The 24513-nt window shown below is 64.0% G+C and carries 26 protein-coding genes, 2 pseudogenes and 1 riboswitch; of the genes and pseudogenes, 9 read left to right on the forward strand and 19 right to left on the reverse strand.

What is annotated here, in order from left to right:
* On the reverse strand, positions 1–705 hold a 705-nt coding region (locus BO1_RS17505), incomplete at its 3' end, for an MFS transporter (RefSeq protein WP_028218670.1).
* Positions 706–1036: 331 nt separating this feature from the next.
* On the opposite strand from BO1_RS17505, the pseudogene BO1_RS59225 reads away from it, so the two are divergent.
* Positions 1037–1111 (forward strand): annotated as a pseudogene (locus tag BO1_RS59225) (peptidoglycan-associated lipoprotein); the annotation flags it as partial.
* Between the two features lie 43 nt (positions 1112–1154).
* On the opposite strand, the gene BO1_RS17510 reads toward BO1_RS59225, so the two are convergent.
* From BO1_RS17510 to BO1_RS17530, 5 genes and pseudogenes are all read right to left on the reverse strand, one after another.
* Entirely contained in the window at positions 1155–1403 is a 249-nt protein-coding gene (locus BO1_RS17510; protein WP_028218671.1) for a hypothetical protein, read from the reverse strand.
* Positions 1387–3351, reverse strand: coding sequence for a chloride channel protein (locus tag BO1_RS51460; RefSeq protein WP_084688025.1), 1965 nt, complete (start codon positions 3349–3351; stop codon positions 1387–1389). The genes BO1_RS17510 and BO1_RS51460 overlap by 17 nt, the downstream gene beginning before the upstream one ends.
* Positions 3352–3408: 57 nt before the next feature.
* On the reverse strand, positions 3409–5010 hold the full coding sequence (locus tag BO1_RS17520) for an APC family permease (protein WP_028218672.1): 1602 nt from the start codon (positions 5008–5010) through the stop codon (positions 3409–3411).
* Positions 5011–5170: 160 nt separating this feature from the next.
* Positions 5171–5398 (reverse strand): annotated as a pseudogene (locus BO1_RS17525) (ubiquinol-cytochrome c reductase iron-sulfur subunit); the annotation flags it as partial.
* 330 nt (positions 5399–5728) lie between these two features.
* Positions 5729–6790, reverse strand: coding sequence for a HoxN/HupN/NixA family nickel/cobalt transporter (locus tag BO1_RS17530; protein ID WP_028218674.1), 1062 nt, complete (start codon positions 6788–6790; stop codon positions 5729–5731).
* Between the two features lie 36 nt (positions 6791–6826).
* Positions 6827–6969, reverse strand: a riboswitch (cobalamin riboswitch).
* A gap of 166 nt (positions 6970–7135) precedes the next feature.
* On the opposite strand from BO1_RS17530, the gene BO1_RS17535 reads away from it, so the two are divergent.
* From BO1_RS17535 to BO1_RS51465, 4 genes are all read left to right on the forward strand, one after another.
* Positions 7136–7516 carry a DUF2946 domain-containing protein gene (locus BO1_RS17535; protein ID WP_028218675.1) on the forward strand — a complete coding sequence of 127 codons (381 nt, stop codon included), beginning with the start codon at positions 7136–7138 and terminating at the stop codon, positions 7514–7516.
* 109 nt (positions 7517–7625) lie between these two features.
* Complete coding sequence (locus BO1_RS17540) at positions 7626–8549, forward strand: hypothetical protein (RefSeq protein WP_028218676.1); 924 nt, start codon at positions 7626–7628, stop codon at positions 8547–8549.
* Between the two features lie 16 nt (positions 8550–8565).
* A complete protein-coding gene (locus BO1_RS17545) occupies positions 8566–8931 on the forward strand; it encodes a copper resistance CopC family protein (protein WP_028218677.1) in 366 nt (121 codons plus the stop codon).
* 2 nt (positions 8932–8933) lie between these two features.
* Positions 8934–9845, forward strand: coding sequence for a CopD family protein (locus BO1_RS51465; protein WP_156992304.1), 912 nt, complete (start codon positions 8934–8936; stop codon positions 9843–9845).
* A gap of 53 nt (positions 9846–9898) precedes the next feature.
* Here the strand turns inward: BO1_RS51465 and BO1_RS17555 are convergent, their stop codons facing one another.
* The 9 genes from BO1_RS17555 to BO1_RS17595 form a co-directional block, all read right to left on the reverse strand.
* Positions 9899–10342: a copper chaperone PCu(A)C gene (locus BO1_RS17555; RefSeq protein WP_028218678.1), complete on the reverse strand. Its 444-nt coding sequence runs from the start codon at positions 10340–10342 to the stop codon at positions 9899–9901.
* Between the two features lie 130 nt (positions 10343–10472).
* On the reverse strand, positions 10473–11120 hold the full coding sequence (locus BO1_RS17560; RefSeq protein WP_028218679.1) for an SCO family protein: 648 nt from the start codon (positions 11118–11120) through the stop codon (positions 10473–10475).
* Positions 11121–11129: 9 nt separating this feature from the next.
* Complete coding sequence (locus tag BO1_RS17565) at positions 11130–11549, reverse strand: ExbD/TolR family protein (RefSeq protein ID WP_028218680.1); 420 nt, start codon at positions 11547–11549, stop codon at positions 11130–11132.
* A gap of 14 nt (positions 11550–11563) precedes the next feature.
* Positions 11564–12283, reverse strand: coding sequence for a MotA/TolQ/ExbB proton channel family protein (locus tag BO1_RS17570; protein ID WP_028218681.1), 720 nt, complete (start codon positions 12281–12283; stop codon positions 11564–11566).
* A gap of 35 nt (positions 12284–12318) precedes the next feature.
* Complete coding sequence (locus BO1_RS17575) at positions 12319–13008, reverse strand: energy transducer TonB (RefSeq protein WP_043285222.1); 690 nt, start codon at positions 13006–13008, stop codon at positions 12319–12321.
* A 7-nt stretch (positions 13009–13015) separates the two neighbouring features.
* Entirely contained in the window at positions 13016–14482 is a 1467-nt protein-coding gene (locus BO1_RS17580) for a PepSY-associated TM helix domain-containing protein (RefSeq protein ID WP_028218683.1), read from the reverse strand.
* Between the two features lie 13 nt (positions 14483–14495).
* Positions 14496–16838, reverse strand: a complete 2343-nt coding sequence (locus BO1_RS17585) for a TonB-dependent receptor (RefSeq protein WP_084688028.1) — start codon at positions 16836–16838, stop codon at positions 14496–14498.
* A gap of 166 nt (positions 16839–17004) precedes the next feature.
* On the reverse strand, positions 17005–17370 hold the full coding sequence (locus BO1_RS17590; protein ID WP_028218685.1) for a DUF2946 domain-containing protein: 366 nt from the start codon (positions 17368–17370) through the stop codon (positions 17005–17007).
* Between the two features lie 296 nt (positions 17371–17666).
* Positions 17667–18293 carry a VC0807 family protein gene (locus BO1_RS17595; RefSeq protein ID WP_028218686.1) on the reverse strand — a complete coding sequence of 209 codons (627 nt, stop codon included), beginning with the start codon at positions 18291–18293 and terminating at the stop codon, positions 17667–17669.
* Between the two features lie 322 nt (positions 18294–18615).
* Between BO1_RS17595 and BO1_RS17600 the strand changes: the two genes are divergently transcribed.
* The 4 genes from BO1_RS17600 to BO1_RS17615 all read left to right on the forward strand — a co-directional run bounded on the left by BO1_RS17600 (position 18616) and on the right by BO1_RS17615 (position 22179).
* Positions 18616–19527: an amidohydrolase family protein gene (locus BO1_RS17600; protein ID WP_028218687.1), complete on the forward strand. Its 912-nt coding sequence runs from the start codon at positions 18616–18618 to the stop codon at positions 19525–19527.
* Positions 19528–19623: 96 nt separating this feature from the next.
* Complete coding sequence (locus BO1_RS17605) at positions 19624–20688, forward strand: FUSC family protein (RefSeq protein ID WP_245643824.1); 1065 nt, start codon at positions 19624–19626, stop codon at positions 20686–20688.
* A 133-nt stretch (positions 20689–20821) separates the two neighbouring features.
* Positions 20822–21475, forward strand: a complete 654-nt coding sequence (locus BO1_RS17610; RefSeq protein WP_028218689.1) for a TetR/AcrR family transcriptional regulator — start codon at positions 20822–20824, stop codon at positions 21473–21475.
* A gap of 302 nt (positions 21476–21777) precedes the next feature.
* Positions 21778–22179: a VOC family protein gene (locus BO1_RS17615; RefSeq protein WP_028218690.1), complete on the forward strand. Its 402-nt coding sequence runs from the start codon at positions 21778–21780 to the stop codon at positions 22177–22179.
* A gap of 24 nt (positions 22180–22203) precedes the next feature.
* Here the strand turns inward: BO1_RS17615 and BO1_RS56405 are convergent, their stop codons facing one another.
* The 4 genes from BO1_RS56405 to BO1_RS61195 all read right to left on the reverse strand — a co-directional run bounded on the left by BO1_RS56405 (position 22204) and on the right by BO1_RS61195 (position 24501).
* The gene (locus BO1_RS56405) at positions 22204–22707 is read right to left on the reverse strand and encodes a conjugal transfer protein TraD (protein ID WP_052409501.1); all 504 of its coding nucleotides are present in this window, start codon (positions 22705–22707) and stop codon (positions 22204–22206) included.
* Between the two features lie 41 nt (positions 22708–22748).
* Positions 22749–22952, reverse strand: coding sequence for a hypothetical protein (locus BO1_RS17625; RefSeq protein WP_028218691.1), 204 nt, complete (start codon positions 22950–22952; stop codon positions 22749–22751).
* A gap of 208 nt (positions 22953–23160) precedes the next feature.
* Positions 23161–23526 carry a DUF2946 domain-containing protein gene (locus tag BO1_RS17630; RefSeq protein ID WP_028218692.1) on the reverse strand — a complete coding sequence of 122 codons (366 nt, stop codon included), beginning with the start codon at positions 23524–23526 and terminating at the stop codon, positions 23161–23163.
* 273 nt (positions 23527–23799) lie between these two features.
* The gene (locus tag BO1_RS61195; protein ID WP_245643822.1) at positions 23800–24501 is read right to left on the reverse strand and encodes a c-type cytochrome; all 702 of its coding nucleotides are present in this window, start codon (positions 24499–24501) and stop codon (positions 23800–23802) included.
* Between the last annotated feature and the right edge of the window lie 12 nt (positions 24502–24513).

Genomic DNA, 24513 nt, shown 5'->3' on the forward strand with positions numbered 1-24513 from the left:
AGGCAGGCCCGCATCCACGAGCAGGCGCGGCACGACCAGAAAGAGCGCGGTCTGCGTGGCGTGCAGCACGAGCACGCCGAAGTTCAGGCGCAGCAGCTCGACGTTGTGCAGGACTTCGGCGAATGGAGCGCGTACGTGCACGGGCTTGGGCGCATCGGGCACGATCCACAGCACGACGCCCACAGCGAGAATCGAGAACACGCCGACGAGCGCGAACAGACCGCTCATGCCCAGCCAGTGGAACACGATGGGCGCGCCCACGATGGCCACCGCGAAGGACATGCCGATCGAACCGCCCACCATCGCCATGGCCTTGGTGCGGTGCGCTTCGGAGGTGAGGTCGGCGATAAATGCGAGCACGGCCGAGGACACCGCGCCCATGCCCTGGATCACCCGGCCGACGATGATCCAGGTGATGTCGTGCGCACCGGCCGCCACGAAGCTGCCGATCGCGAAGATCACAAGGCCGGTGGCGATCACGGGCTTGCGGCCCATCTTGTCGGAGAGCCAGCCGTAGAAAATGTAGAGGAGCGACTGGGTGACGCCGTAGGCGCCGAGCGCGATGCCGACGAGCAGCACGTTGTCGCCGCCGGGGATGGTTTTCGCATAGACCGAAAACACCGGCATGATCATGAAGAGGCCCAGCATGCGCAGCGCGAAGATCGCGGCGAGCGACACGGTCGCGCGCAACTCAGGCGCGCTCATGCGTGAGGAAGGAGTCGACTTCGTTGAGGAGGCGTGCATGTGGATCAACTGAAAAAAAACCCAGCGCTCAGGCTGGGTCAGGGGAGTCGCCGCCGGCGCGGCCGGCGGCAACCGGACGTATTCAGTCCGGCAAGCTGAGGATGCAACGGTGTCATGCGATCCCGCGTCGCGCACTGAAAGCGCGCTGCAATAAATGATCACGGCATGACATTTTGACTAATTTAGGCCGGAATACTTAAGGCAAACTTAAATTGCCGACCCTGACAAGCGATCTCGACCGATTGCCCGGCTGCGTGCGGGACCGTCAACGGGAATCCGCTGCCACGACCCAAAGCCCATTGCCCTTGGCCACGACGAGGCTTCATGGGCCCAGAACCGGCGCGCCGATCTGGTGTATCGCCAGTAGCACGGGCATGACTGTCGGATGGGCACCGTCGCGTGCCCCAGATTTACAATCCCATGAAGTACGTGCGTACGTCCATTTCTTCCGCCCACGTCTGGACGTCCAGCATATCCTCGAAATCGACGGGCAGCCCCCGGTACATGCAGCAGAAGCCCTCTGCAGTCCGATAGACCACGACCCACTCGCGGTTGTCCTCCATGGGGCCAACGACGCCCGCCGCATCATGTTGTTCCGGAGCATGCAATGCCGCCTCGATACGCCTGCGGACGGCGCGCCATTCAGTTTTCAGTTTCATGACGGTCCTCCCCGGATGCTGCGCGCTCCGCCACATTGCGTTGCGCCGGGCCGCGGATGCCCTGCGAACCGCGCGTGCTGTTGTACGCTCGGGCAGGGAAAATGCCGATGCTGCTCGCGACCGCGTCGGCAATATGTTCCTTGGCGATGACGCCGCTGACCCGTAGCGGTCCCATTTGATCGTTCGTGACGACGACCGCCATCGTTGCCCGTTGCTGCCGCAACCGGCTGATGACGTCGAACGCGGCATCGGACTCGGCGACGACAATGTAGTTGTGCTGTGCAAGCCGGCCGAGCGTGACCGACGAATCGTCGCTGCTGACCGCGCGCCGCAAGCCGGTATTGATGCGAAGTACGCCATGAATCCTGCCTTTGCGCGTGACGACCACATGCCGAAATGCCGGGTCGCCGGGCGAGCGAAGGAGATCGCGGAATGGCACGTCGGCATCGAGTACGAGGACATCGGTTTCCATGACCTGCGCAGCGCTTTGTACGAGAAACATGTTGGCGTGCAGGGCATTGGGAATCACGTGACCGCGGCGCGCGAGCTTGAGGGTGTAGATGCTCTCGTGCGAAAGCAGACGGCGCGTGCCGAGGCTGAACGCGACGGCAATGATCATCGGCAGAACGATGTCATAGTCGCGCGTCATCTCGAAGATCATCGCCACCGCCGTCATGGCGGCGCCGGTAGCGCCGCCGACCATGGCGCCCATGCCCACCATGGCGAACGCCGGGGCGCTGACTGGTATGCCTGGCAGAATGAGCTGCAACGCCGAGGCGAGCGCCGCGCCGAGCGTCGCACCAATGAACAGCGAAGGGGAAAACACGCCACCGGACGAGCCCGAGCCAAGACTGACCGAAGTCGCCAGCGTCTTCGCCAGAGCGAGAACGAGCAGAAAGAGGCCACCCTGCAACTGTCCGTAGAGCGTCGCCTGGATCGTCGCGTAGCCGACGCCCTCGACATAATAGTGCCCTGCGTGGCGCATCAGCGCGTACATCAACGTGCCGACGAGCAGCATGCCGAGCGCATGGCGCCCATAGCGATTGCGGATACGGTCAAAGCCGTCTTCAGCCCAGTGCAGCGCGCGTATCAGCAACGCCGCAGCGACCCCGGTGATCGCCCCGAGTACCGCGTACAGCATCATCGTGAGCGCGCTGCCTGGCTGATTGGGCAGCGCGCCCAGTTGCGCGGGCACCAGGAATGCCGGTTCGACGCCGAAGAAGAGCCGTCCGACGAAAGTGGCGGTTCCCGTCGCAAGGGCAACGGGCAAAAACGTGCTGACGCTGATCTCCGGCATCATCAATTCCGTTGCGAACAGCACGCCGCCGATGGGGGTATTGAAGGTGGCCGCGATCCCGGCTCCCGCGCCGGCCGCCACCAGCGTGATGCGCTGGCCGGCGGCCATCGGAATCGCCTGGCCGAGTGTCGAGCCCAGTGCCGAACCGATCTGGATGATCGGCCCTTCCCGCCCGACGGCGGCGCCGGTGCCGATCGCAAATGCCGATGCCAGCGACTTCACGACGGCTACGACCGGACGGATCACGCCGCGCCTGAAGTAGATCGCGTCCATGACTTCCGGCACGCCGTGGCCCTTCGCCTCGGGCGCGAAGGTGCTGACGAGCCAGGTGACGACGAGACCACCGGCCACTGGCACGAGGATGACCCATGCACCCCATGGCGCAGCGGGCGTGAACCGGCTCGCGTCATAGGAGAACGACAGGTGGCCGAGAAAGAAGGCGTTGTGGACGGCACCAATCAGGCCGCGAAATACGACGGCTCCGAGGCCGGTGACGATGCCAACAAGGAACGCATGAAAACAGAGCTGATAGAGGCCGACCGGCTGTGCGTCGTCATCGGGCGGGCTGGTCGGCAACGCGCGGCCCGCCGCCACCGGCACGGCTTGCCGCGCTGCCTTGTCGCTCTTCTGATCCTCCGTCCCATCGCTCATGGCCATACGCTCCTGGGTGCCATCCGTTGCCGTACCGGAGTTGCCTCGCCGTTGCTGCTAGCTGGTGCTGTTCATGCGCGCCATCATGTCCGATGTCTCGTCACCGCTGAGTGCGCTGCGCAGGGCGAGCGCCAGCACCACGATGCTCCAGAGGGTGACCAGCAGAATGTCCCAGCCAAAGGGGATGACGTCGCGGCCGCCGCCGATGCCACCGAGCCACGACAGCAGCCACAGCCCGCCAAACCATGGCAGCAGCCACGCAATGTGACGCCAGCCGAAGTCCTGCATGCTGCGGCGTGCCACGAAGTAATGGTGGACCGCATACAGGATGAAGCCGATCGCCACCAGCGAGAACAGGAAATTGTTGGTCTTGAACCCCGTCCAGTAGATGATGAGATTGCTGCAGATAAAGGCGAGTGGTGCGACGATACCTGCGCCGCTCATGCGGAACGGCCGCTTGAGGTCCGGCAGGTTGCGCCGCAGGACCATGAGGGCGATGGGGCCGAGACCGTAGGTCAGGACCGTGACCGAGGTGATGTAACTCACCATCTGCTGCCAGGCGGGGAAGGGCAGCAGAAACAGTACGCCGACCACCCACATCGCCAGTACGGAGACCCAGGGAATCTTGTTGCGGTTCAGGCGCGTGAGCGCGCGCGGTCCCGCGTTCATTTCGCCTGCTGCAAAGAGGATGCGCGAGCCACCGGTCACGTACATGAGGCCAGTACCGCCTGGTGACACGTAGGCGTCGATATAGAGCAGCGTCGCCATCCAGCCGAGCCCGAGCGTGGCGGCGAGCCCGGCGAACGGCCCCATCTCGCCCTTGAAGCTCAACTGTGCCCAGCCGTGCGCGAGATCGGCGGGCGCGAGCGCCATGATGAACGCGACCTGAAGCAGGATATAGATGACCGCGGCCAGCACCACCGCGCCGATCACGGCGAGCGGGATATTGCGGTGCGGGTTGGCGCTTTCGCCGCCCAGGTCGATGGCTGTCCGAAAGCCGAGATAGCTGAAGACGATGCCGGCGGCTGGCAGCGCCGTGAACATGCCGGAGAGCCTGTAGCTGTCGGGCGCGGCGTGCATGACGCTCCAGTGGGTGCTGGCCGTCATGAGCCCGACGATCGTGACGAGCGGCACCAGCACCTTCCACCAGGTGATGGTCGAGTTCACGTTGAGGAGCCAGCGTACCACCATCAGGTTGAGCAGTGCCGTGACGCCGAGCAGCACGGCGCAGGCGACGAATCCTGTCATCGTGAGGAGCCCGGCGCTGCCCGGGCGGATGAACCAGGGCAAATAGTTGTTCGCGTAGGTGACGATGGCTTCCGCCTCAACCGCCGGCACCGGCACGTAGGCGAGAAAGAGCAGCCAGCACCAGATGCGCCCGAGCCCTTCGCCGTGGCTCGCGTGACTCATGTGCACGAGTGCGCCGCTGCGTGGAAAGAGCGCGGCGAGCTCGGCAAAACACAGCGCGATCAGCATGATGATGACCGCGCCAAGTACCCAGCTGCCGATACTGAGCGGTCCTGCGATACGGGAGGCGTGATACGCGCCGAACAGCCAGCCCGAGCCGATCATGCTGGTCGTGCTGGCAAACAATAGCCCTACGATCCCGGCATCGCGCCGGAGTTTGCCTTCGAGGGTCAGGCTTGAGGGGGTACTCATGCCGAGCTCCTTGCTTTCAGTCACCCCTGACCGTTTGCATTGTTCTTGTAATGCGACGATAAACCGGGAAAAGGTCACTATGTGACATAAAATATAGCCGCGGTCGCGTGGTCGTGCAACCGTCATTGTCAAGGAGGTGCGGTGCCAGCCGGTCCCCCGTTCAAGCCTCCCCATGCTCGTCCGCTCCGATGACCAGGCGTGTGGATGATGCGAACATGAAGCGTGGCACGTCCAGGTTCTGTGGCGCCGGTTTGTCCTTGAAAACGCGCCCGGCGAGGTCATACGTCGAGCCGTGACAAGGGCAGAGGAACCCGCCGGGCCAGTCGTCCGGGAGGCTCTGCTGAGGGCCCGGCTCGAATCGTGGAATGGGCGTACAGCCGAGAGACTGCAACACCTTCAATCCAGGCGGGTATCGTTAAAACAAGCTCAAATGAGCGTGCGGGAGAGCCCCTTTGGGGCCCAGGAAACCGTCCATGAAACTGGGGCAGGCATCGGCACGCCAGCGACTGCATAACACACAGCTTCCCCCCCGATCGGAAAAATCCGGAATCTGAAGATCCCGTGAAACGGGAGGCCGTCCAGATGACGCCTTCGTGCCGCCCACGCCATGGCGTCGGCGGCAACCTGTGTCAGCAGATCCGCGCGTCGTAGCTCCAGCGGCGCATCTTCGTTGCCTTCACGCTTTCAAACAGGCCGTAGTAGTTGGGTTCGAAGTTTGTTACGTCTGCGCGCGCGTCTGCACCTCGTCGAGACGTTTTACGCGATAAATCAGCAGTGAGACAACCCAGCTAAGCACGAAGATGCCAATGATGATATAGCCAAGCATTCCGAAGTTATCGTTGAGCGAGCCAATGGCGTCCCATATTGGGCCCTTCAGTTCGAGCTTGTCCGCGAGGAGGCCGAGCGCCTCGATACCCCCGATCACGACAGCGACCAGGATCGAGACGAGCGTGATGGTCATGTTGTAGTAAATCTTGCGCAGCGGCTTCTGGTACGCCCAGCCATAGGCGCCCAGCATGAGATGGCCGTCGAGGGTGTCGACGAGCGACATGCCTGCACTGAACAGCACGGGAAAGACCATGATGGACCAGGCTGAGAGGCCTTTTGCCGCCTGCGTCGCGGCGATGCCGAGCAGGCTGATTTCCGTGGCCGTGTCGAAGCCGAGGCCGAACAGGAAACCGATCGGATACATGTGCCAGCTGCGCGTCACGAGGCGAAAGAGCGGGCGAAACAGCCGTGCAATGAAGCCGCGGTTGGCAAGCAGCATGTCGAAGTCGTCATCGACGTACGCGCCGCCGCTGCGCACATGCTTCCAGGCGCGATAGATGCCGCGCAGGATCAGGAAGTTCATGAGCGCCAGCGCAAAGAGGAAAAACGACGAGACGAGTGTGCCGATCAGTCCGCCGACTTCCTTGAAGTTGTCAAAGCGCCCCTGGATCGCTGAAGTGGCCAGGGCAACCGCGATCGATGCAAGGACGACCACGGTGGAATGACCGAGCGAGAAGAAGAAACCCACGGCAACGGGGCGCTTCTTTTCCTGCATCAGCTTGCGCGTCACATTGTCGATCGCGGCAATGTGGTCGGCGTCGACAGCGTGACGCAGCCCAAAGCCATAGGCGAGCATGGCGGTCCCAAGCAGCAGCGGGTATTGGTGAAAGGCAACGAGCGCCCACACCCACGCGAAGACGTTGATGGCGACAAGCACGCCATAGATGCCGAACAATTTGCTGCGGACCCGTGAATCCGAGTCGTTGAAAATCTGGGTGAGGTGGTCAAGCATTGAGGATCTCCCGGAAATTGCGCGTTCCGCATCGAAATGAGGATAACGACACCGCGAGGTCTGACTCCGGGAACAGGGCCAACATGGCCTCCCCGATACAGTGGCGCGACCGCGCCGGAATCTCACCGGCTTCCCGCTGTGTCCGTGTCTGGGCATGGCCCGAAGTGCTTATACCCCGCCTTTTCCGAAAAGTCGACTCTTTGCGGGGAGCGGCGACGGGCAATTCTTTCAAATTGCTTTCTGTTGCGGGGCGGCCATACGCTGGATTTGGACGATCGGTGCAACGCGGTGCGTGGCATAATTCGTCCTCCTGTCTCTCCCATTCAAATTCAAGCCACGCGCGCCATGTACCGCGTTCGCCTCCAACGACTCGGCAGCCTGTTGGGATTGCTTGCAATCCTGATGGTGGCGCTCGCGCCGATGGTGTCGCAGGTGCTCGCGTCGCATCACCGGCTCGGCAACGCGCTGGCGACGTATTGCTCCGCAGAGGGTGAAATCACGTCGGCGGCGCATGATGGCCAGCCCGCGCATTCGGCGAAGGCGCACTGGCAGGCCTGCCCCTATTGCAGTCTGCTCGCCCATGCGCCGGTGTTGCCAGGCCAGGCCGTCGTGTTGGCCACGCCGTTGCTGGCCACACCGATGGCGCTCGCTGTGGCGTCGAGGCTCGTTCGCGCTATCCGTGTCCATACTGCGGCGCAACCGCGTGCGCCCCCCGTTTTCTTCTGAGTCTTGTTCTGAAACTAAAGCTTGAAAACTGCCGCTTTGCGCATCCCGCAAGTGGCCGTTTGTCGTGCATTTGCGCGACGGTATCGAACGACAATTGGAGAAAATCAACATGCGCACCCTTATCAAGCGGACGGCGTTGCCTGCGCGCGCCGCGTTCCTCGCAACGGCAGCGCTTGCCGCCTTCACTCACACTTCGGCGGCGTCGGCACACGCCGTGGTTGGCGACCGGGTGTTTCCCGCTACACTGACCGTAGACGACCCCGGAGTCGGTGACGAATTCGATACGCAGTTCGGTCACATCAAGTCGCCCGACGATAACGGCGACGACATGAACGTCAACACGGTTTCGTATGAATGGGACAAGCTCATCACGAAGAACCTTGCGTTCAGCGTGGCGGGCGACTACGTGAGCCAGAATGCGCCGAACGGCAATTCGGCCAAAGGCTGGGACAACATCACGCTCGGCGTGAAGTACATGATTTACGCGAACGCCGAGCACGAATTCATGGCGTCGATCGGGCTGCTCAGCGAGATCGGCGGCACCGGCGCCAAGTCGATCGCCAACTCGTATTCGACCTTCACGCCGAGCGTTTACTTCGGCAAGGGCTTCGGCGACCTGCCGGCCTCGCTCGGTTACCTGCGGCCGTTCGCCATCACCGCACAGCTCGGTCCGAACCTGACCACCGCGACCTCGGAAAACGGACCCAACTCGTTTGGCTGGGGGCTGACGTTGCAGTACAGCATTCCGTACCTGCAAAACCAGGTGAAGGATCTCGGCTTGCCGCAGCCGTTCAGCAACCTGTTCCTCGTCGTCGAAGCACCGATGAGCACCTGCACGGCCGGGGCGTGCGCGGGGCAGACCACTGGCACGATCAACCCTGGCGTACTCTGGCTGAACCGTTACGGCCAGTTTGGCGTCGAGGCGCAGATTCCGGTCAATCACCTGACCGGCAATCATGTGGGCGTCCTGTTCGACGCGCACCTGTACTTTGACGACATTTTCCCGAACTCGCTCGGCAAGCCCCTTTTCTGATCTAAGGAGACCGCTCATGAAACTCCACACCTGCACGCGTGCCGCCATTGGCGCGCTCTTCATCGCCGCCTGCCAGCTCGCGCATGCGCATGCCTATCCCACCCACCAGGCGCCCTCAGCGGGCGCTACGGTCCCGACCACACAGAAGGACGTCGCAATCGACTTCGACGATGCGCTCGAGCCCGCATTCAGCTCGATTACCGTCACCGACGCGCAAGGCAAGGCCGTCACGAGCGGCAAGGCCGTGGTCGATCCGTCGAACAAGAAGCACATGTCAGTCGGCCTCAGTGCCCTTGCGCCCGGTGTCTATACGGTTGCGTGGGTGGCCGTCGCCGACGACGGGCACCGCACGCAGGGACACTACACCTTCACGGTGAAGTGACGGTGGACCCGCTCGTCACCGCCCAGATCGCGCTGGCTGCCGTTCAGAACCTGCTGTTCGCGGCTGCAATGGGCTTGTTCGCATGCGGCGTGATGCAGACGCGCAGCGGGCTGATCGAGCATGGTGCGCAGCGCGTGTGGCGCGCAGGCCTCACCGCGGCACTGGCATGCTCGGCGCTCGCCTATCTTTGGCTACAGGCGGCGGTCATGAGCGGCTCGCCGCTCGCCGAAGCGGCTCCGGCCGTCGTGGCTGTGTTGACGCAGTCTCACTTCGGCGTGGCATGGTCGGTCGGCTTCGCGGGCGCACTGCTCGCGGCGTTGGGCGGCGGGTTCGGCCGGCGCGGCTCGCCGGTGTTCGCCGCGGGTCTTTTCTTGTGGGTGGCGGGCAAGGCGGCGGCCAGCCACGCAGCCGACGCGGGTGACTTCTCGTGGCGTGAGGCCAATCATGTGGTCCATCTGCTCGCCACGGCGCTCTGGGCGGGCAGCGTGATCGCGGCAGCGGTTCTGCTGAAAGGGCGCTTGCGTGGCTCAGACGTCTCGCCGGAACAACGCACGGCGTTTTGCTCGGCGCTGTCCCATCTTGCGACATCCGCGCTGGTGGTCGTGCTCGGTACGGGGTTCTACAACGTCTTGCAGGACACCGCACACGCGGGCGCGCCGCTGCTCGACATGAACTGGGGGCGGCTGCTCGCGGCCAAGCTCACCTGCGTCATGGCCGCAATCCTGCTGGGCGGCTGGAATCGCCTGGTCGTCCTGCCCGATTTGCGTGCGCGCGCGCACCGCGACGATCCGGACTATCACGTCGTGCAGCACCGCTTCAACCGGGCGCTGGTGATGGAAGCCGCGGTCATGTTCGCGGTGCTCACGCTCGCGGCTGTGCTTGGCCACACGGCACCGACTGCCGGAGCCGGATAGCGGGTCCATGATGCATCCGGCAGCGCACCTTCGCGCGGCCGGACAGGGCGCGGTTACTTGCCCGCCGCGTTCTTCACGGCGCACTGCGCCTCGACGCTTTCCCCGTCGCTGAACTTGAAGGTGACGGGAATCGACGAGCCGACCGTGAGCGGCTTCTTCGCCTTTTCGAACATCACGTGATAGCCGCCCGGCGCGAAGGCGAGCGTGCCGTTGGCAGGCACGCTCGCCTTGTCCACCATGACCATCGTCGAGGTGCTGCCATTGCTTTGGGTCTGGTGCAGCATGGACATGCCGAACGCGTCCGTGCTCACGCCCACGAGATCGATGGGCTTGTCGCTCATGTTCATGAGCTTGAAGTAGCCGCCCGAGGGCGTGTCGCCGGGCATCGAGCGAATCCAGCAGTCGGACACCATCATCGAGCCGGGGGCGGCGAAGGCAGGCAGCGCGGCGGCAACGAGGGGCAACGCGAAGGCAATACGGCAGAGGGTGCGGCGCATGAGAGGAGCTCCTGTTTGACGTTGAGAAGAATATCGCCCGGCGGCCATGGTTTCGATTGACGCCGGACGAGTTGCAGAACCCGATTCGGTACGGTGATCACAGTTCGGAAGAGGGGTAATGGGCGCCATCTCAGCTCGCGCCCAGCAATTCGCGCAGGTCGTGAACCCAGGGCGTGGTGCCTTGTCCGTCGCGGGCATAGAGCCGCAGCTTGCCGGTCGTGTCGAACACGAGACTCGCGGCGGTGTGGTTCATCGTGTAATTGTCCGGGGTCGAGCCCGGTACCTTTTCGTAGACCAGATGAAAGCCCGTGGCCATCTGCTTGAGCTGAGCCGCATCGGCCGGGCGCAGGGCGCGGAACGACGGATTGAAGGCGGCGGCGTATTGCGCGAGTACCGATGGCGTATCGCGCGCCGGGTCGAGGGTGACGAACAGCACCTGCACGCGTTGTGCGTCTTGCGGCCCGAGTTGCTGCAAGGCCTGGGACAATTCGGCAAGCGTGGTCGGGCAGACATCCGGGCAGTGCGTATAGCCGAAGACCAGCACCACGATCTTGCCGTGATAATCGGCAAGCGTGCGCATCTGGCCATTCGTGTCCGGAAGGTCGAAGTGATCGGCGAATTGCCGGTTGCCGGTGATGTCGAGGTTCTGGAACGACAGCACGGGCTTTTGATCGCAGCCCGCAAGCAGGGCCGTGCCAAGAAACGAGGCGGCCACGAGGGCCGGGATGAATGATTGCGCGCGCGATGTCCTGCGTGCAATACGAAGCCAATTGAACATGATGCTTCCTCAGTGACGTGTTGGAGCGGTCACGAAGCCCAGCTTCGTGAGGCCGCCGCGCTGTGCCGCCGACATGACCTGCGCGACCTTTTCGTAGGCGACCTTGCGGTCCGCGTTCAGATGCAACTCGGGTTGGGGCGAGGCTTGCGAGGCGGCGGCAATCTTCGCCTGCAGCGCTTGCTCGTCCACGGCGGCGCCGTCCCACAGCACAGTGCCGTCCGCTTCGATCGACACGTCGACCTGCGCGGGTTTGCTGTCCTCTTTCTGGCTGCTCGCATGCGGCAGGTCGATCTTCACGGCGTGACGGATCACGGGAATCGTCACCATGAAGACGATCAGCAAGACCAGCATCACGTCGACGAGCGGCGTCATGTTGATCTCGTTCATCAGACCATCGTCTTCTTCGCTGGAAAAGGGGCTCATCGCCACGGTGCGCCTCCGCTTCAGTGCGCGCGCGCCGCGACGCGCAGCGTGCCCTGGGTGGAAGCAAGGCGCGCGCCGGTCACGAAGAAGGCATGCAGACCGTGCGCGAAGCGGTTGAGCTTCGTGACGGTCGCCTTGTTGGCGCGTGTGAGCGCGTTGTAGCCGAGCACGGCCGGAATGGCCACGAAAAGGCCGAATGCCGTCATGATGAGCGCTTCGCCCACCGGGCCGGCCACGGCGTCGATCGAGGTCTGGCCGGTTGCGCCGATGGTAAGCAGCGCGTGATAGATGCCCCACACCGTGCCGAACAGGCCGACGAAGGGCGCCGTGCTGCCGATCGAGGCGAGGACCGCGAGGCCACTTTGCATCTTCGCAACCGAGTCGTCCATCGTGTCCTTCAGGCAGCGCGTGATCCAATCCGACACGTCCATGCGGTCGTGCAACTGCGGCTGCGTCTGGTGATGATGTTCGGCGGCTTGCTGGCCCGCGCGCGCGAGCGCGAGGAACGGGTTGTCGTCGGGCGCGCCATGGCCGAGCTTGCGCATGCCGTCGGCCATGTCGTCCGCATGCCAGAACGCGTGCTCGGCGTGCTTCGTGAGGCGTTTGAGGCGCAGGACATGCCAACCCTTCACGACGATCACGCTCCACGAGAGCACCGACATGATCAGCAGCGTGAGCGCGATGCTCCGCGTCACGAAATCTCCTTGAGCCCACAAGTGGGTCATACCGTAGTTCTGCATCTGGCATTCCTTTGGGTCATGGTTCAGGCACGGTTTCAGTCGTGCAGATTGAAGTCGAACGGCTGCGTGTACGCGGCGCGCACCGGTTGTCCGTCCTCCGTGTAGGGTTGGCACGCGCTGTCGCGCATGGCGGCGAGGGCGGCGTTGTCGAGCCGGCTAAAGCCGCTGCTTTGCTTGAGTTCGATGTTCTCGATCCGGCCGGTGAGGCCCACCACGAAGTGCACATAAGCGATGCCGGCCTCGCCGCGCCGTTTCGACAGCATGGGGTACTCGGGCTGTGCGATCCGGCAGTCGAGGTGCGAGACGTTTTTAGGCGCGCTCAGCGCCATCACGGGCCGGGTGGCGGCTGGCGCGGCGGCGACCTGCGCGGCCGGGTCCGTCGCGGGCTGCGTTGGCGCAACCGGCAACGGGCTCTCGATCGCTTGCCGGGAGGGGGACTGGGCCACCGGTAGCGGTTTCGCCACGGGCTCCTGCACGGGCGCGACATGGCGCGCCTCACGTGCGGCGTGCCTGAGCGGTTCTGGCGGCGGGGGCGCCGGCTGAGACTGGATCGCGGCCGGCGCAGCCGCGCGCTCGGGCGGCAGCAGCTCGGCCGTGAGCGTGCGCGATTCGAGAGCGACCGGCGCGGCCCTGTCACGTCTTGTCATCGTCGCGACGATCAGCGCAGCGTGGAGCGCCACGACGACGGCCACGGCGCAAGCCGCGCGTCGATTGTCGGCAATCACGCGGGCCTCACGAGGCCGCGAGCGGGCCCGCACGGCGCAACAGCACGCGGTCGGCCAGCCAGACGGCGACGATCGTCAGGCCCATCAGCGGAAAGACGATGCCCAGCACGACGAGCGCGGCGATCCACGCGCGCATCGGCGGAGCGGGGCGCTCCCGGCCCGGGGCGCCAAGCGTGCCTGCAGGGCGGCGCTTCCACCACATCACGAGACCGGTGACGGCGAGCGCGGCCAGCCCGAGCGATATCACGGCACATACGATCTGGTTCGGCAGTCCGAAGTAACGGCCCATGTGCAGGGACGTGCCATACGACACGGCCTTGCTCACGGCGCCGTAGTCCCCATAGCGGATGTCTTTCAGCACGGCGCCGCTGTACTGGTCGATGTACACGGTGCGTTCGAGCTTCGGGTCCGCCGGAAAGTACGACACGGTGTACACGCCCTGAGGCGACGTGGGCAGCGCGATGTCGTAGCCCTGCGCGAGTCCGGCCGGGCGCATCTGCGCGACGACCTGCCCGAGCGGCAACGGCTTGACGCCGGGAGCGTCCGCGTCGGGCGAGCCGGGCACATGCACCGCGCCCACCGCCCAGGGCACCTGGGGCAAGGGCATGTCGTCCATCGTCATGCCCGGCATCGAATCCATGCCGGACGCGGCTTGATGCACGTGGGCGGTGCTTGCCGCAGGCGATTCTCCAGGCACCGTGGAATGCAGCGCCAGGCCTCCCCACGAGCCCGGCGGCGCGCCGAGCTTCACGCTGGTCGCTAGCGCCTTGAACTGCTTGCCCCACGAACCCGTCCATGGCAGGCCCGTTGCCACGAACGCGAATGCGCCGATGGCGAGCCAGATGCCGAGCGTGGCGTGAAGACTCTTCCACAGCGGGCGTCCCCGCTGCGCGAGATCGGGCGTGAGCGCCGCGCGCAGCGAGGTTTTCCCGCGCGGCCACCAGAGTGCGACGCCGGTGCCGATCATCACGAGCGTCCAGCAGGCCACCAGTTCCATCAACAATTCGCCCGGCTTGCCGAGCAGCAGCTTGCGGTGAATCATCCGGTCGACCTGCATGAAGCGGCTGTCGACGTCGAGCGTGCCGAGCAGCGCGCCGTCGTAGGGGTTCAGGTACACGCTTTCCTTGTGGCCATCCGGCAGGCGGAAGATGAATTCCGCGCTGCGGTCGGCACGTGCGCTGATGCGCGCCGTCGTCACCACGGCGCCGGGCGGCATGGCGGCGCGCGCGCTCGCCAGCAGGGCATCGACGCCCAGACGCGGCGACGCCGCGGGCGTCACGACGAGCCGGTGCGGATAGAGCAGGGGCTCGATCTGCGGCTGAAAGCAGTAGATCGTTCCCGTGATGGCGAGGATCGCGAGAAACGGCATCACGAACAGCCCCGCATAGAAGTGCCAGCGCCAGAGCGTGCGGTATCCGCGTTGAGGCGCCGCAGCGGCTGGCGTCGTGCGAGCGACGGTTTCGGCAGTGGACATGGGCGAGCCTCCTTTACATCCGCAACCGGCCTTCGAGATAGAAGGTGCGGCCGGGGTAGGGGTGATAGACGAAATAGCGGGCGTCGAAGAGGTTGTCGACCCCCACGCTGATGTCGCTGAGCTTCGTCGGATGGAACGTGAATTTCGCGTCCGCCACCGTATAGCTGCTGGTGCCGCCGAACACGTTCGGGTTCGTGTCCGTATTGGTCAGCGTGTTGTATTCGCGGCCCGAGTAGCGCGCGGCGAGCGTGAGCGCATAGCGCTCGCCGATGTGATAAGTCGCCGCGACATCGACGCGCCAGAGCGGAATGCGGTAGAAGTATTTGCCGACCGTTGCCGGGTTCTGCGCGTTGGCGAGAATCTTCGATTGCGTGTAGGCCACGCTGCTGAGCAGATCGAGGCCTCGCACGAACACGTCCTGGCCCTGGTAGCTGAACTCGACGCCGCGCGAGCGAACCTTGCCGATGTTCTGGAAGTTCGTGACGTTCGGAATCACCGTCGTGTCGGTCTGGCTGAAGATCGTATTCTTTACGTCATCCTGAAAGAGCGACAGGCGGAACAGGCCGTTCCAGTGCGCCCACTCGGCGCTCAGCTCCTTCGAGAGGTCGTCCTCGGGCTGAAGGTTCGGATTGTTGTTGACGATCGACGAACCATTGATTTGCCCCTGGAACAGTTCGCTCACGGTCGGGAAGCGGTAAGCGCGCGCGATGGACGCGCGCAGCGTCAGGTCGTCCGTCACGTCGAACGAAAGCGAGGCCTTGGGCGAGAAATGGTGCTGGTTGACGTCGGCGTAGGGCACCGTCGTGCCGCCTGCCGCCTGCGAACCGTCGTACGCCTGCCAGTCCTCGTAACGCACGCCATAGACGAACTTCCAGCGCGGCAGGAAACGCCACGCGTCCTGCACATAGGCCGCCTGGGTCTGCGTGCGGCCCTTGAACGCGTTCGCGAAGCTGCCCGCGCCGCCGTCGATCCAGGCCGCCGTGTTGTACGTTTCGTTGTCGAGGAAATAATTGTCGTAGTGGTAGCCGAACGTCACGGCATGGTTGGCGAGCCCGGCCTGCGGCGAGGGCGGCGTCCAGCTCGCCTTGAGGTCGAGCGTTTTCCAGCCGGTGCCGTCGCCGAACGTGACCACGCCCGGGCCGTTGCCCGGACCGCCCGCGTTCGCCGTGCGCGCCACGCTGTTCGTAATGTCGTAGTACGAAGCGATGGCTTCGCCGTTCCATCCCGTTGCGTTGTGCGTCTTGAGCGAGAGCCCGTAGAGCCAGTTCTCGCTCCACCCCGCGCTTGGCGCGAGCGCCGATGCCGGAATGTTGTACTCGTACCCGCCGATGTTCACCCGGCCGCTATACACCGGGTTGCCGTTGGCGTCATACAGGAACGTGGAGGTCGAGCTGTTGTATTGCTGATGCCAGTAGCCGAGCGTGAATGCGCCCTGGACCGTCGGCGTGAAGTCGTACTGCATCTTCAGCTTGAGCTGGTCCTGGATCGTGTGCTCGATGCCTTCGCCATTCACGCCGATCACGGCGGTTGGCGCATTGGTCTGGTTGTTGTAGAAGTACGCGCCGTTGACCGGCGTGTCGCCGGGTTTGGCGGGCGTCGTCGATTTCGCGAGCGTCGCGAACTGCAGCGGCTGGCTCGTGTTTTCGAGGTGATTCGCGCCGACGAAGAACGAGAAGTTGCCGATGCGGTTGCCGATCGACGCACTCGCTTCGCTGCCGTTGAAGTTCTGGTTGACGCCATAGAGGCTGAAGTGCTGCGTGAACGCCTTGACGTCCGCGTCCGCCTCGAACTTTGTGGGCATCTGCGTAGTGATCAAAACCGTCGCGCCGAGCGAATTGCCCGGATACAGCGCCGAATACGGCCCGTAAATGACGTCGACCTGCTGGATTTCCTCCGGGAACACCATCGACCAGCGCGGCGGAAACGAATAGCTGTTGCCGAGCAGATTCGACAGCAGCAGTCCGTCGGCATAGACGAGACCGCGCGCGCTTTGCGTGTTGCTCGTGCCGCGCACCGCGATGATCGAGTTCAGATCGCCGATGAAGCGCTTGCGGACCGCGAGGTTCGGCATGTACTTCAGCACGTCCTCGGTATTGACGACGTTCCAGTTCTGGAATTGTTCGGGCGTGACGGTTTCCACCGACGCGGGCATGTCTGGATCGACGGCAGGCGTTGCGCTGCTGTTGCCGGAGCCGCCGCCCGCGCTGGCGCTGACCGTGACAGCCGGCAGCACGGCGGCGTCCTGTGGCGTGGCGGCCGGCGCTGCGCCCGGGCTCGTCGTTGCGTTGGATGTGGTTGCGCTGGAGGGGGTGGCGCCCACGCTACTCCCGGCCGCGGCGTGCGCAGCCTGGGCCATCAAGGAGAGAGGCAGGAGTCCGAGCGTGACGAACCGCGCCCGGCGGCGCGCAGGGGCGCGCTGCCTTCGCGATGCGAAGTGAAGCATGAAAATGTCCTGAAATCGTTGTACGAGCGGCTGCGCGCGCCAGCAGGAGGCGCGACGAAGCGACAGTCAATAACGGAGGTCAGGAAAAGGCGGGTGGGGCGCGTGGCCGGCCGGAAGGGAACGCGCCGAGCGGCGTGTGACGGATGGACAGCACGGGCACCGCCGCGATCGCGACAAGCATCAGCAGCACGAGCGGCGTGGGCGGCAAAGCCGGCATGGCGGGTTGATCGGCGAGCAGGTCGCAATAGCCACACGCCGCGAGCGAATCATGCTGGAGCAGATGCGCGGAGTTGGACGAGGGCTGCGTCGCCGAGCAGAGCACGGCCGTCGTGTCGTCCCGATGCGCCGCCAGAACCAGTTGACTGACGAGCGGCGCGAGCACGATGAGCCACATGGCGACGAGGCCAAGCCATGCGGTCAGATGTGTGCGGGGTCGGTGGGTCATGGTCGAGCGACGAAATAGCGCCGCGAAGTTTACCATCTGAAGGGATCGCCGTGTCGACCCGCGGGAGGCAATCCTCACCCAGGCGGCCGCGCCAAAGCGATCGTGCCTCTGCAGTACACAGATCGAGCGGCAAATGGTTCGGAACCCCACAATTGTTGTTGTCGTTACAACAATCGGGAACCGGTCTTCCAGGGTTCCCGTCGAAATTGCGGCGGGTCAGTGCCTGAAAGCGGTCTCGCGAACGTGAGATGCGGCACTCTGACGCATGGAGTGCCAAGGTCTTGACCGCTCTCCCCCTAACCGGACGCAGGGTTACGGCGTTTCTTGATGTACATGCGTCGATACAGGATCGACCAGGCCATCAGTCCGGCATAGGTTCCATATCTGACCAAGGTGGAGAGTCGATCGACGTCGTATCCGGTCACGTACCCGACGATATACAGCCGCAAAACGTTTTCGCCTACGAGCCCGATTCCCCAGACGGCTGTCATGAGCCGGATGGATCTTGCGAGTGCCGGGCGTGACTGCCAGCTCGCGTCGAATTCCCGTTCGCGTCCGAGAGACTCTCGCGCCAGTGTCGATCTCGCGAGATAGTACACGAGTGGGCGATCGGCCATCAGGGACAGGAGAAAAAGGATGCCGATCAAGCCGCCCACCAGCGGTTCGCGTGCCTCGCGCAACCATCGGCCAGCGGGGGAAATGAGCAGAAGCAGCGACAGGGCGAGGCTCGCAAGCACGATTGCGCTCAACGCATCGAAGTGCCGAAAGCACGCCCAATCGAAAGTGATCCAGATGAAGAGCGGTATGCTCGACGCCATCAGCGCACCCAGCAATCCCCAATGGGGAAGTGCTATCCGGTAACTCACCGCAGGCAATGCCACGTTGACGACGAACGCCAGAAAATACCGGGCAGAGGGGATCATCGCGGGACGCATAGGGTTTGACGGGGGCGGCAATATGGGCGCGAAGCGCACATCCGAGTGCCGGAGACACCATACCACCGCCTGACCGCCCACGGCCGACCCGCAGCGGTATGCGCTGTCTGCGCCGGTTCTATGGCACCTGCGACAGGTTTGCCAACATGCCCCGACAATTTCCTTACAGTTGTGAGGCTATCCAGCCTGGGCCCATCGCGACGCGTGCTGGCTGCGCCCTGAGGCGTCGTTGGCGTCGCTCATTCTGCTTATAGGAAGGTTGTCTTGTGCTAGCCTTCGATCATCCGCTTTACCGGATGGAGGCCGCAGGATGAACCCCGATGCGCTCCCGATCCTTGACTGCCACCAGCACTTTTACGACGCCCGGCGCTTCCACTATCCCGTGTTCGCCCAGCGTAGCGACGGCTTCGAAGCCCTGGTTGGCGACTATGCCGCGCTTCCCCGAAGCTATCTCCCCGACGACTATGCCCGAGACACGTACGGCTTGAACGTCGCTGGAACGGTATGGGCTGAATTTATGTCGACAGATCCGGTAGGCGAAGCGCTTTGGGCGCAGGAACGGGCGACGGTGGCCCGGCGACCCAACGGCATCATTGCGCTGGTCGACTTTCTGGGCGCCGACCTGACTGCCACACTGGACGTCTACGCGTCGGCAGACCGGATTCGTTGTGTTCGTCAGCATCTTGGCTGGCATTCAACGAATCCTCTGCTTCGCTATGCAGCTGGCCCGGACGTGATGTCGGATCACGCCTGGCGACGGGGAATCGAGTGCCTGCGGGGACGCAACCTTGTCTGCGAGATAGAGCTTTTTGCTTCGCAGCTGCACGATCTCGCATCTTTGGCGAGCGCGTTCCCAGACCAACAATTCGTACTCCCAGTGATGGGCTGGCCGGTCGATTTGACGAGCGCGGGCGAGGCAGCGTGGCAGCACGGGATGACAGCAGTCGCTGCCTGTCCCAACGTGGCGGTCAAGATATTCGGGCTCGAATGCATCTTCGGCATTCACTGGACGGTCGATCAGGTTCGCGCCTGGATTTTGAAGGCCATCGAGATTTTTGGTCCCGAGCGCTGCATGTTCGCCAGTCACATGCCGATATGCACGCTCGCATGCAGCTTCGCACAGCTCTATCGCGCCTATTTCCGGATCGTTGAAGATTTTAGCGTTGCCGAGCGCAAACTGCTTTTCCACGATGCGGCCGCAAAGATCTACAGATTGCACTAACGCCGCTCGCGCAGGCCCCCGAAAGAGATCACGGACACTTCCATGAACGACAGCCCGCGACGCTCGCCCGATCGAGCCGGAAAATCGCTCCGGTGCATGCTGCAACCCGTCGCCGCATTGGGGCGTTGGCTGGACCGGGTCGATCCTGGCACGCACCGTCGGATCAAGGGGCTGCGGCTCGTGACGGCCTACGGTATCGCGGCGGCGCTCGGGACGTTGCAGGACATTGCACGGAGCGTGCCCAGCAGCGTCTCGCTGGGCTATCTCGCCGGAAGCTTCGCCCTCTGGGCGAGCGTTTCAGAGGGCAAAGCGACGCGAGTCGAATCGAGTCGTGATCTCACGCTGCTGAGCTTTGCCGCCGCGTTCGGCGCGGCTTTGTTCGTGGTTTTATCCGGGCCGCTACAGCTTGCAGGTCGGGCAGGGCCGGAACTGGTTCTCGTGACGGGTGCGTTTCTGGTTGGATATCTCAAACGATTCGGTATCCTCGGGGCGGGCGTCGGATCGCAAATCTATATCGGTGAATTACTCGCATACGGCGCCCATTTAACGACAGGCGACCTGTGGGCCATCGTGATTGCTGCGCTGATCGCCGTGCTGGCGTCGGTCGTGCCGCGCGTGCTGAGCGGTCCCGCGGAGCAGCCCGTCGTTGCAGCGGTGCTCGCCGCCGGGCCGGCACCGTTGCGAGGCAGGTGTTCGCCGGAGTTCTTCATGGGATTGCAGGCAGCCATCGGCGCGTTGCTCATCTGCCTGCTGAATGGCCTGATGAGTATCGAGGAGTCTGCCTGGGCGATCACCGCGTGCACGTATGTTGTCGCCGGTTCGGCAAGCGGCACGATACAGCGTGTGCGTCGCCGGATTTTCGGTACGTTGATTGGCGTCCCGCTAGGCCTTGCCTGTCTGCCGGTTGCCGAGCACGCGCCGCTGCTCATCTGGGCGGCAGCCGCATTCGCGATGATCATCTATGCGATGGCTCTGCCGGAGCGCTACGACGTCGCCTGCGGGGCCTTCGCTTTCACACTGATCGTCACACTGGCGGCAAGTGGCGTGCACTCAATCTCCCTGCTTGCGGCCCGTGCCTGGGAGACGCTCCTTGGTGGATCGCTGGGCATCGCTGCCGCCATGCTCATTTTTCCGCTCCGAACCTCGAACCCCACCAAATAGGCGGCGCTCAGGACGCTATGCGGCGCTAATGGAATAGAGCAGCCAGGGTTTGACAGACTGGTCAACAGGGCGAGTCTGCCGTCCCGAAGCTTGTAGAATAAGCGCTATTGCTCGCTTTCAATCCGACAAGATTGTGACAACGAAGAGGCGTCCCTCACTCAAGCCGCGAAAGATCCCGCAGCAATCCCGCGCCGAATACACCGTTGCCGCAATTCTGGAGGCCGCGGCGGGCATACTCGAAACCCGGGGCATGGAGGGGCTCAATACCAACCTTGTTGCCCAGCGCGCCGGAGTCAGCGTCGGATCGCTATACCAGTACTTCCCCAACAAGGATTCGCTCATCGTCGCCCTCTGTCTGCGGGACAAAGCGGTGTTCTACAGCGAGGCCGAAGGCTCGCTGAACGAGCCGACGGGGCAGACGGCACTGAAATACCTGATTACCGTCTCGGTGCGCCAGCAATTGCGCCGCCCGGCGCTGGCGCGCGCGCTCGATTTCGAGGAAGGTCGTCCTGCCATCGCAAAGGAGCTGGCAACCTCATCGGTCGCTTTTCATGGGTTGGTGCAGCAGATTCTGTCGCGTAGCGATATCCCGCCGCAGGCCAGCATGGAGATCGCGACGGACGATGTTCTCGCCCTGGTGCGTGCCCTCACCGATGCGGCCGGAGAGCGCGGCGAGGTACGCCGTGGCGCACTGGAACAGCGAGTCGAACGCGCGCTGTTTGGCTACCTTGGCATCACCGCTTGCCAGACCGAAACATCGCGAGCGCCACCTAAGCGGTCCCGCTAGCCGGCCGAGGCTGTCTTTATTCAGGTCATCCGGTGACCCGTTCGCAACGCGGCCCCCATGCCAGGCCAGATCCCGGCGGATCCAAAAAGCGAGTAAACATTCGCTTCTGTACCCGGTACAACGCGATAACCCGCGTCGGCGCGGGCTCCGGCGCCCGGTGAACCCGCACGCCTAAAGCGAGTTTCAAAATCGGCTAATGACTCACAAAATCTGCTCATGGCGCATCATCCTGAACGCCCTGTCGAACAGCGCCGGATCGGCGAGTGCGCCTGCACAGCAATCAACATCTTGTGAGATCGATCATGAAACTTCATCAGCAAGCGAAACTCAACCACCTGAGCTTTCCCACTGTCAACGTTGCCGAAACGGCTGCGTTCTTCGAGAAATATCTCGGCTGCGAGGTTGTCGCCGCAGGCCAGCACTGCCTGCTCAAGCGTAACGGCTTCGACATTGTCCTCGAGCACATCGAGGACAATGTCGAGCCGGTCTGGCCGGGAAATTTCCACTTTGGCCTGGAAGTCGACACGCTGGAAGACCTCCAGACGCTCTATCAGGAATTCCTTGACGGCGGCGTCCGGATGGAAACAGGGATATTCAACAACACGCGCGGATCGCGCTTCTTCTGTCGTGCGCCGGGTGGCGTGCTGATCGAGATTAACACGCGCGCGGACATGCAGCAGGATCAGTGGCGCAAGCTCTTTTGACAGGAGACGCGATCAGGCCGGACATCATGGGTCATGGTGGCCATGCGCTTTAGAGTCCGTTCTGGGGCGGCCCGTGCGCGTGCTGATACGGACTCCAGATCGTTTTCGCGCTGCTGGAAAACCGCTGGCGATCTGCCTGGCGATCAGCGCATCGCCAGCCTGTTTCCAGCTTTGACGGTCGCAGGGGGCACCCTGCTCGATGAAGCAGAGCAGCGCGCCCAGCAGTTCGCCTGGGTCGCGATTCTCCAGCACCGCGCAATCGATCAGCGCGCTGTGCACGATGGCGAGTTGATCGCGCGCCCGGCGTTGCAATAGCCGGTCTTCCTTGAGCGCGCGAGTCGCGTTCGCGCGCGCTTTCTGCGCGCGAAGCGCCGCTTTTTCGGCTTTGACCAGAGCGGCGAGCTTGCGCTCTTCGTCGATGCCGCGCGCCGGATCGTCAAAGAGAACCAGCAGCGCGCGCTGGTGTTCGGTCGGAGTCTTGAGCGCGCGTAAAGCTCCGATGCGCTCGTTCAGCCATGGATCGTTCATGTCGTGTTTCTTCGATGAATGTGGGACGCGACGCGATTGCGTCAAATGCGCATGGCGGTGCGCTGATTGCCGCCAGCGTCCTGGCATGGACAGGCGCGCAGGAGCTGCAGTTGCATCGGAGCGGCAGCGGAACCGGGCAGCCCGTGCACGACGGACCATGCCCAGCCTGCCCAAAGCAGGGCGGCGACGCACGCCGCGAGGTTCAGCCATGCGGCGTGCCGGTGAAGCCATTTGAGTAAGTTCATTGAGAGAACCTCGATATCGAACAAGATGCAGGGAACACGGGGGCTGGCTTGCGGCACTTTCGCAAGCGCGCGCGGGTAGCCACGGACACCACGTACGCGTAGCGCAACGTAGTCCGGGCAGGACGCGCATCACGCGTCGATTACGATGGCGTGCGCGATCGCCCGCACGCCTCGGGGGCGCGCGGTGCAAAACAGCTGGGAAGGGGAATCAGTGCGCGGCTGGCGGCGCTCTTGGCCGTCCCGAAGGGAACGCGCCAAGCGGCGTGAAGCGCGAGATCAGCGTGGGGACAATGGCTGCGACGACGAGCGCAAAAAACGCCGGCGTGACGGCGGGCAACGGCGGCATGGCCGTGTGTGTGGCCAGCAGGTCGCAATAACCGCAGGCGGAAAGCGCGCTATCCAGCGCGTGGTGAGACTGGGGGGCCGCGGCCTGTGTGGCGGAACACAGTGGCGCGAAGGGTTCATGCGCACGCTCGGCCGCGACCAGTTGACTGATCAGCGGCACGAGCACGATCAGCCACATGGCAATCAAGCCAAGCCAGGCGGTCGTGCGGGTGCGGGCGCGAGAATTCATGTCAGAGAGCGATAGGGGTGCGGTAGTTTAGCACCGCCTCCAATGGGCTTCCATGGGGAGCGCAGGATAAGCGGCCATCATGGCGTGATACAGGGTATAGCGGCTTGGCATGCTCATATCGGTTCTTCAGTTTTCCGAAGGAATCGGCGAGCGCGGGAAAGCAAGCGTGTTGAGGCACTCAGGCGGACAACGGTGGGGCGGAGCATGCGCCATTGCAGCAACGTGCCGCAATGGCGCATGAGCCTGCCAGGACGGCGGGTGGCGCAATGCGCGTTATCGCGCTTGCGCCGTCATGTAGGCAATCGCAGCGCGAATGTCGGTGTCGGTGCAGGTCGCGCAACCGCCCTTGGGCGGCATCGCGTTAAAGCCGTGCAACGCGTGCTGCAGGAGCGTCGCGTCACCTTGCGCGATGCGCGGGGACCACGCGGCACGGTCACCGACCTTCGGCGCGCCCGCGGCGCCCGTCGCGTGGCAGGCGAAGCATGACGATCCGTAGACCTGCTTGCCTGCCGCCAACAACTCCGCTTTGGCGGGCGCCGGCGTCGCCGCTTGCGGCTTGTCTGCCGTGCTCGCGCGAACCGGCACGATCGCCTCGCGCGGCGGCTGAGCGGCGACCGCCACCGTCTGCACGCCGCCGTTGGCGCCGGACGCGCGCGCCTGCAAGCTGAAATACGCGGCGATATTGACGATGTCGCGATCCGACAGCGGTTGGGCCATGGCATTCATGGTGGGATTCTGACGCGTCCTGCCGTCGCGATAGGCGCGCAGCGCGCTCTCCAGATAGTCGCTTTGCTGCCCGGCCAGATTCGGCACGCCCGGGATGCGCGCAATGCCATTGGCGTTGTGGCACGCGAAGCAGACGGCCGCGCGCCGCTGACCGGCGCCCACATCGGGCGCGGGCCCGGACGATTGCGCGTGGGCGGCCGACTGAACCAGCACCAGCAGCGCGAGCACCATTCGAAGCATCGTTTTCATGAGTGAAATTCC

The sequence above is a fragment of the Paraburkholderia oxyphila NBRC 105797 genome, assembly GCF_000685075.1.
Taxonomy (GTDB): domain Bacteria; phylum Pseudomonadota; class Gammaproteobacteria; order Burkholderiales; family Burkholderiaceae; genus Paraburkholderia; species Paraburkholderia oxyphila.